The sequence below is a fragment of the Spongiactinospora gelatinilytica genome (assembly GCF_003236385.1).
Taxonomy (GTDB): Bacteria; Actinomycetota; Actinomycetes; order Streptosporangiales; family Streptosporangiaceae; genus Spongiactinospora; species Spongiactinospora gelatinilytica.
This window is the reverse complement of sequence record NZ_POUA01000494.1, coordinates 1-4633: the sequence shown is the minus strand read 5'-3', so window position 1 is coordinate 4633 and position 4633 is coordinate 1. Positions and strand designations below refer to the sequence as shown.

General features: G+C 71.0%; 5 protein-coding genes. 4 read left to right on the top strand and 1 reads right to left on the bottom strand.

Going from position 1 to position 4633, the window contains the following annotated elements; translation table 11 throughout:
• Window positions 1-123: 123 nt before the first annotated feature.
• The 4 genes from C1I98_RS35575 to C1I98_RS35560 all read left to right on the top strand — a co-directional run bounded on the left by C1I98_RS35575 (window position 124) and on the right by C1I98_RS35560 (window position 3529).
• The gene (locus tag C1I98_RS35575; protein ID WP_111171695.1) at window positions 124-1086 is read left to right on the top strand and encodes a GlxA family transcriptional regulator; all 963 of its coding nucleotides are present in this window, start codon (window positions 124-126) and stop codon (window positions 1084-1086) included.
• Window positions 1083-1688, top strand: coding sequence for a DJ-1/PfpI family protein (locus C1I98_RS35570; protein WP_111171694.1), 606 nt, complete (start codon window positions 1083-1085; stop codon window positions 1686-1688). The genes C1I98_RS35575 and C1I98_RS35570 overlap by 4 nt, the downstream gene beginning before the upstream one ends.
• Before the next feature lie 220 nt (window positions 1689-1908).
• Window positions 1909-2700: an FAD-dependent oxidoreductase gene (locus C1I98_RS45445; protein ID WP_111171693.1), complete on the top strand. Its 792-nt coding sequence runs from the start codon at window positions 1909-1911 to the stop codon at window positions 2698-2700.
• Window positions 2701-2707: 7 nt separating this feature from the next.
• Window positions 2708-3529 (top strand): MFS transporter, encoded by an 822-nt coding sequence (locus tag C1I98_RS35560; protein ID WP_111171692.1) that lies wholly within the window; start codon window positions 2708-2710, stop codon window positions 3527-3529.
• Window positions 3530-3667: 138 nt separating this feature from the next.
• On the opposite strand, the gene C1I98_RS35555 is transcribed toward C1I98_RS35560, so the two are convergent.
• Entirely contained in the window at window positions 3668-4021 is a 354-nt protein-coding gene (locus C1I98_RS35555) for a cupin domain-containing protein (protein ID WP_111171691.1), read from the bottom strand.
• Between the last annotated feature and the right edge of the window lie 612 nt (window positions 4022-4633).

Below are 4633 nucleotides of genomic sequence, written 5' to 3'. Positions count from 1 at the left end.
GCCGTGGGCGGGTATGACGCCTCCCCATTCGACCCTCGCGCGCGGCGTAGGGCCGTCTGTGTGGCGCGAATCGTGGGATACGTGTCGTTGACGCCACCGTTTCGCCTGGAGCAACGTGAAGGGGTGCAGTCACATCGCATCGCCTTCGTGATCTTCGAGGGCTTCCAGTCGCTTGATCTGGTCGGGCCGCACGAGGTGTTCCAGCAGGCAGGAGGCTACGACTGCACGATCGTGGCCCCCGCGGCCGGAGGCGTGCGCGCCGAGAGCGGCCTGCCCTTGCACGCCTCGAACGGCGTGGCAGGGCTGCCGCCATCCGGCTTCGACACGGTGGTCGTCGTCGGCGGGATGGGCGTGTACTCCGCCAGGCGCGACCCCCGGCTCACCGCCTGGGTCACCGCGGCGGCTCGTACCACCCGCCGGGTCGCCTCGGTGTGCAGCGGCGCGTTTCTCCTGGCCGAGACCGGTCTGCTGAACGGGCGGCGCGTCACTACCCACTGGGCCCGCGCCGGACGGCTCGCGCGGGAGTACCCGGCGGTCACCGTCGATCCGGATCCCATCTTCATCCGGGACGGGCGCATCTGGTCGTCGGCGGGGGTGACCGCGGGGATGGACCTCGCCCTGGCACTCGTGGAGGAGGACCAGGGGCAGCAGGTGGCGCTGGAGGTGGCCCGCCAACTGGTGCTGTTCCTGCGCAGGCCCGGCAACCAGTCCCAGTTCGGCGTGGGCCTGTGGTCGATGCAGCCGACCACCGATCCCGTCCGCGACGCCGTGGCGGCCATCCATGCCGACCCCGGAGCCCGGCACGACATCGCCGACCTGGCCGCGCACGCCGGGCTCAGCCCTCGGCACCTCCAGCGCCGCTTCGCCGCCGAACTCGGCGTTCCGCCCGGCGCCTACGTTGAGCGGGTGCGGGTGGAGGCGGCGCAAAGAGCCCTTGAGAACACTGGCGACCCCGTCGACGTCATCGCCCGCCGCTACGGCTTCGGTACCGCCGAGACCCTGCGCCGCAGTTTCCACCGCCGCCTGGGGGTGGCCCCGTCCGACTATCGCGACCGTTTCCGAAGCACCACGGGAGAACACCGATGACCACGTACGGACTGCTGATCTTCGACGTCGCCGAGGAGCTCGACTTCGCCGGCCCCTGGGAGGTCTTCACCACCTCGGCCATCCTGCGCGGCGGCGCCGACACCGCGCTGCTCGTCGCCGAGCACCCCGACCCCGTCCGCTGTAGCAAGGGCATGTGCGTGGGACCCGATCGCACCCTGGGCGACCACCCGCCGCTGGACGTCCTGCTGGTACCGGGCGGTCGCGGGGCCCGTGAGATCGAGGCGCACAATCCCGCCGTCACGGGCTGGATCGCCGAGACCGCCGCACAGGCGTCCTGGGTCATGAGCGTGTGCACGGGCGCCTTCCTGCTACACGCCGCCGGACCCGCCCGCGGGCGCAGGGTGGCGACGCACTGGAAGTACGAGGACGCCCTTGAGGCGCGCGGGGACGTCACCATCGTCCGCGACGCCCGCTATGTGGTGGACGAGAATCTGCTCACGACCCAGGGCGTCTCCGCCGGGATCGACGGCGCGCTGTGGCTGGTCGGCAGGCTGCACGGCCGCGACCACGCGCGCGCCGTGCGGCGGGAGATCCAGTACGACCCGGCCCCTCCGTACCTCGCCGACGAGCCCCTCCCGTAGGCGGGACACGCAAGACCGAGGCCATCAGGTCACCCGGACAGGGCGACGAGACGGCCGGGAACGGTCGCCCTTGGGCGTTCGCGACGGCTTCCGCGCGCCCTTTGAGGCTGGCCCTGCCGCCGTTGGCCGCCGGTCCGCCGGCGGTCGAGTCGCGCAACGGGCCGTTCTCCGTCAGGCGCGGATCCCCACTGCCGCGATACCACCTTGTGTGAGGACGAACATGAAACGAGCTGTCATTGTCGGCGCCGGAGTCGGCGGCCTCACCGCCGCGATCGCGCTGCGTGCAATCGGCTGGGAGGTTTCCATCTTCGAGCGGTGGCCGCAGATCAACGCCGAGGGCACAGCGCTCGGGCTCCGCCCGGACGCGCATGCCGGCCTTGCCGCCCTCGGGCTGGGCGAACGACTGCGCGAGCGCACCGTCCCCTACCGGAGGGCGCGGATCCGCACACCCCGTGGCAGGCACCTGGCCGATCTGCCGCTGGGGCGCATCGAAGGGCGGGGGGGAGCGCCCGTCCGGATGCTGTCGCGGGTCGCGCTGATAGAGATGCTGTTGGAGGAGGTGGATCGGTCGACGATCAGCACCGGCGTGGAGCCCGCCGGCGTCCGCGAGACGCTCGACGACCTGCGCGCCCACTACGCCGGCTGGCACGACCCCATCCCCCGCTTGCTGGCGGCCGCCGATGACGACAGCGTGCTGAGGCATGAGGTGTACGACGCACCGCCGCTGACCTCCTACGTCACCGCGAACGTCGCACTGGTCGGGGACGCCGCCCACGCGATGACCCCCGCTCTGGGCCAGGGCGCCTGCCAGGCGCTGCTCGACGCGATCGAACTAGCCGCCTGCCTGCGCGAACATCCCGGCGACGTCGCGCCGGCGCTGCGCGCCTATGACGCCAGGCGACGCCCGGCGGCCCAGCGGATCGTCACCGTGTCCCGGTGGATGACCCGGCTGGCCGGATCCGCTCGCCTGGCAGGCCCGCGCGACGCCCTCATGCGTCTTCTTCCTGTTTGAGCGAACCATGTCGCCTCTGCTCTTCTCGCTGATGCTGGTGATCTTCAGCCTGACCACCGGAGAGTTCGTCATCGCCGGGATCCTGCCCGACGTGGCGCGCGACCTGTCGGTCACCATTCCGGCAGCGGGCCTGCTGGTCAGCGCCTATGCGCTTGGAATGATCACAGAAGGGCCGGTGATCACGACGCTTACCGCACGGCTGCCCCGCCGGCCGCTCATCACCGGGCTCATCGCCACCTCCATCGCCCAGAACACCGCGTCGGCCCTCGCCCCGAACTACCCGATCCTGCTGGCCGGGCGTTTCGTCGCCGGGCTGGTGGTGGCCACCTTCTTCGCCGTCTCGGTCGCCACCGCCGTCTCCACCGCCCCTCCGGGCAGGCAGGCATCCACGGTGGCGAGACTGACGTTCGGCATGAACCTGGGCATGATCGCCGGTACGCCGCTGGGCACCTTCATCGGCCAGCACCTCGGCTGGCGGGCCACCTTCGCCACGATCGCCGTGTTCAGCGCCGTCGCCCTGATGATGGTGCTGCGGTACGTCCCCGGCCTACCCGCGCCGCAGGTCGGCTCCCTGCTCGGTGAACTCCGCGTGTTCACGCGCCGGGACGTGGTGTCGGCCATCGCGCTGACCGCGACGGGAAACCTTGGAGTCGTCACCGTCTTCACCTACATGGCGCCCTTGGCCACCGGGGTACACGCCTCCCTGTGTCGGGCCCTCGTCCGAGGCGCCCCGGACCTGAAGTCTCCTGAGCTCTTCCGGGTTCACTTCGGTGATGCGGTAGATCTTCCCCTTACGAGGTTCCCGCCGTCGCTTCGTCACTCACAGTAGGCAGGCGACAGGTCATCAAAATCGACACGCAGGAACCGGATCCGGCCCGGCGCGGGCCGGACTCTTCAGGACATTCGACGGGGCGTGGCCGACGCGGACGTTCGCCGGGCGCGCCCCGATCGAACCGGCCGGGCGGTCCTACGCCTGGGCGTACTCTGCGGCGCCGCCCGCGAAGTCGTAGGCGATGACCTCTTCGTCGCCGACCACCCAGGCGTCGTGCCCGGGTGAGCACACGAACACCTCGCCCGGCCCGGCCTCGGCCTCGGCGCCGTCGTCCATCCGGATGCGCAGCCTCCCCTTGACCACGAACCCGTGGTGGTGAACCTGACACGAGTCGGTGCCCACGATGGGCCTGACGGACTCCGACCACCGCCAGCCCGGCTCGAATGTCGCCACGCCGAAGCTCAGCCCGGTCAGGTTGCAGATTTCGATATGTCCCATCGGGAAGTCACGGCGCTCGTCCGGCTTCTCGGTGCTCTTCACCTGCAGCATGACGGTCCCCCTTTCCGTCAGCTTTCATCCTTGCACCGGCAATGCCTCCCTTCAAGGCCGCCCACGCCCGGAACGCCCGCCGGCCTCCATCGGGGGCCTCGCCCGATCGGCTACACGGGCGCGGCCCTGCTCGGCGCTGCGGGGCCAGCGGGTGATGTCGAAGGCGCCGGGTCGTTGGAAGCGGGCCGGGTCGTGGTTGGCGGCGCCCGCTGGTGAGCGAACGACGGACGAGGGGCTTCCCGCGCTGGCAGAGCTGGCGGTGATCGCGCACGCGAATTCGCTCGATGCCGATGCCGATGCAGATTCGCTGATGACGGTGGCCGGTGCGACGGCTGGGCGGCAGGTACCAGTGTCGTCCGCAGCGGGGTGGCCGCGGGCTTGGCCGCGGTGGGCCTGGACGGGCTCCGCCGCCGTGACCTGGCGCTGTGATGCGGGCCGGCCGGGTGAGCGCGGGGCGTTTTCAGCGGTCCGAGTCACGCTGGTACATGCTGATCGCCATGGTCAGTGGGATCTTGCTCACCTTGGTGCTCGGTACCGCCCGTATCACTCAACTCCGCCGCCTGGCCCGTCCGCGCCGGCGTCACAACCGGTAACGGAGAGCGCTCCCTTGCG

Excerpts from the sequence above, each read along its gene's own strand:
- C1I98_RS35570 (WP_111171694.1), top strand. The coding sequence starts at position 1,083 with ATGACCACGTACGGACTGCTGATCTTCGACGTCGCCGAGGAGCTCGAC.
- C1I98_RS35560 (WP_111171692.1), top strand. The coding sequence starts at position 2,708 with ATGTCGCCTCTGCTCTTCTCGCTGATGCTGGTGATCTTCAGCCTGACC.
- C1I98_RS45445 (WP_111171693.1), top strand. The coding sequence starts at position 1,909 with ATGAAACGAGCTGTCATTGTCGGCGCCGGAGTCGGCGGCCTCACCGCC.
- C1I98_RS35555 (WP_111171691.1), bottom strand. The coding sequence starts at position 4,021 with ATGCTGCAGGTGAAGAGCACCGAGAAGCCGGACGAGCGCCGTGACTTC.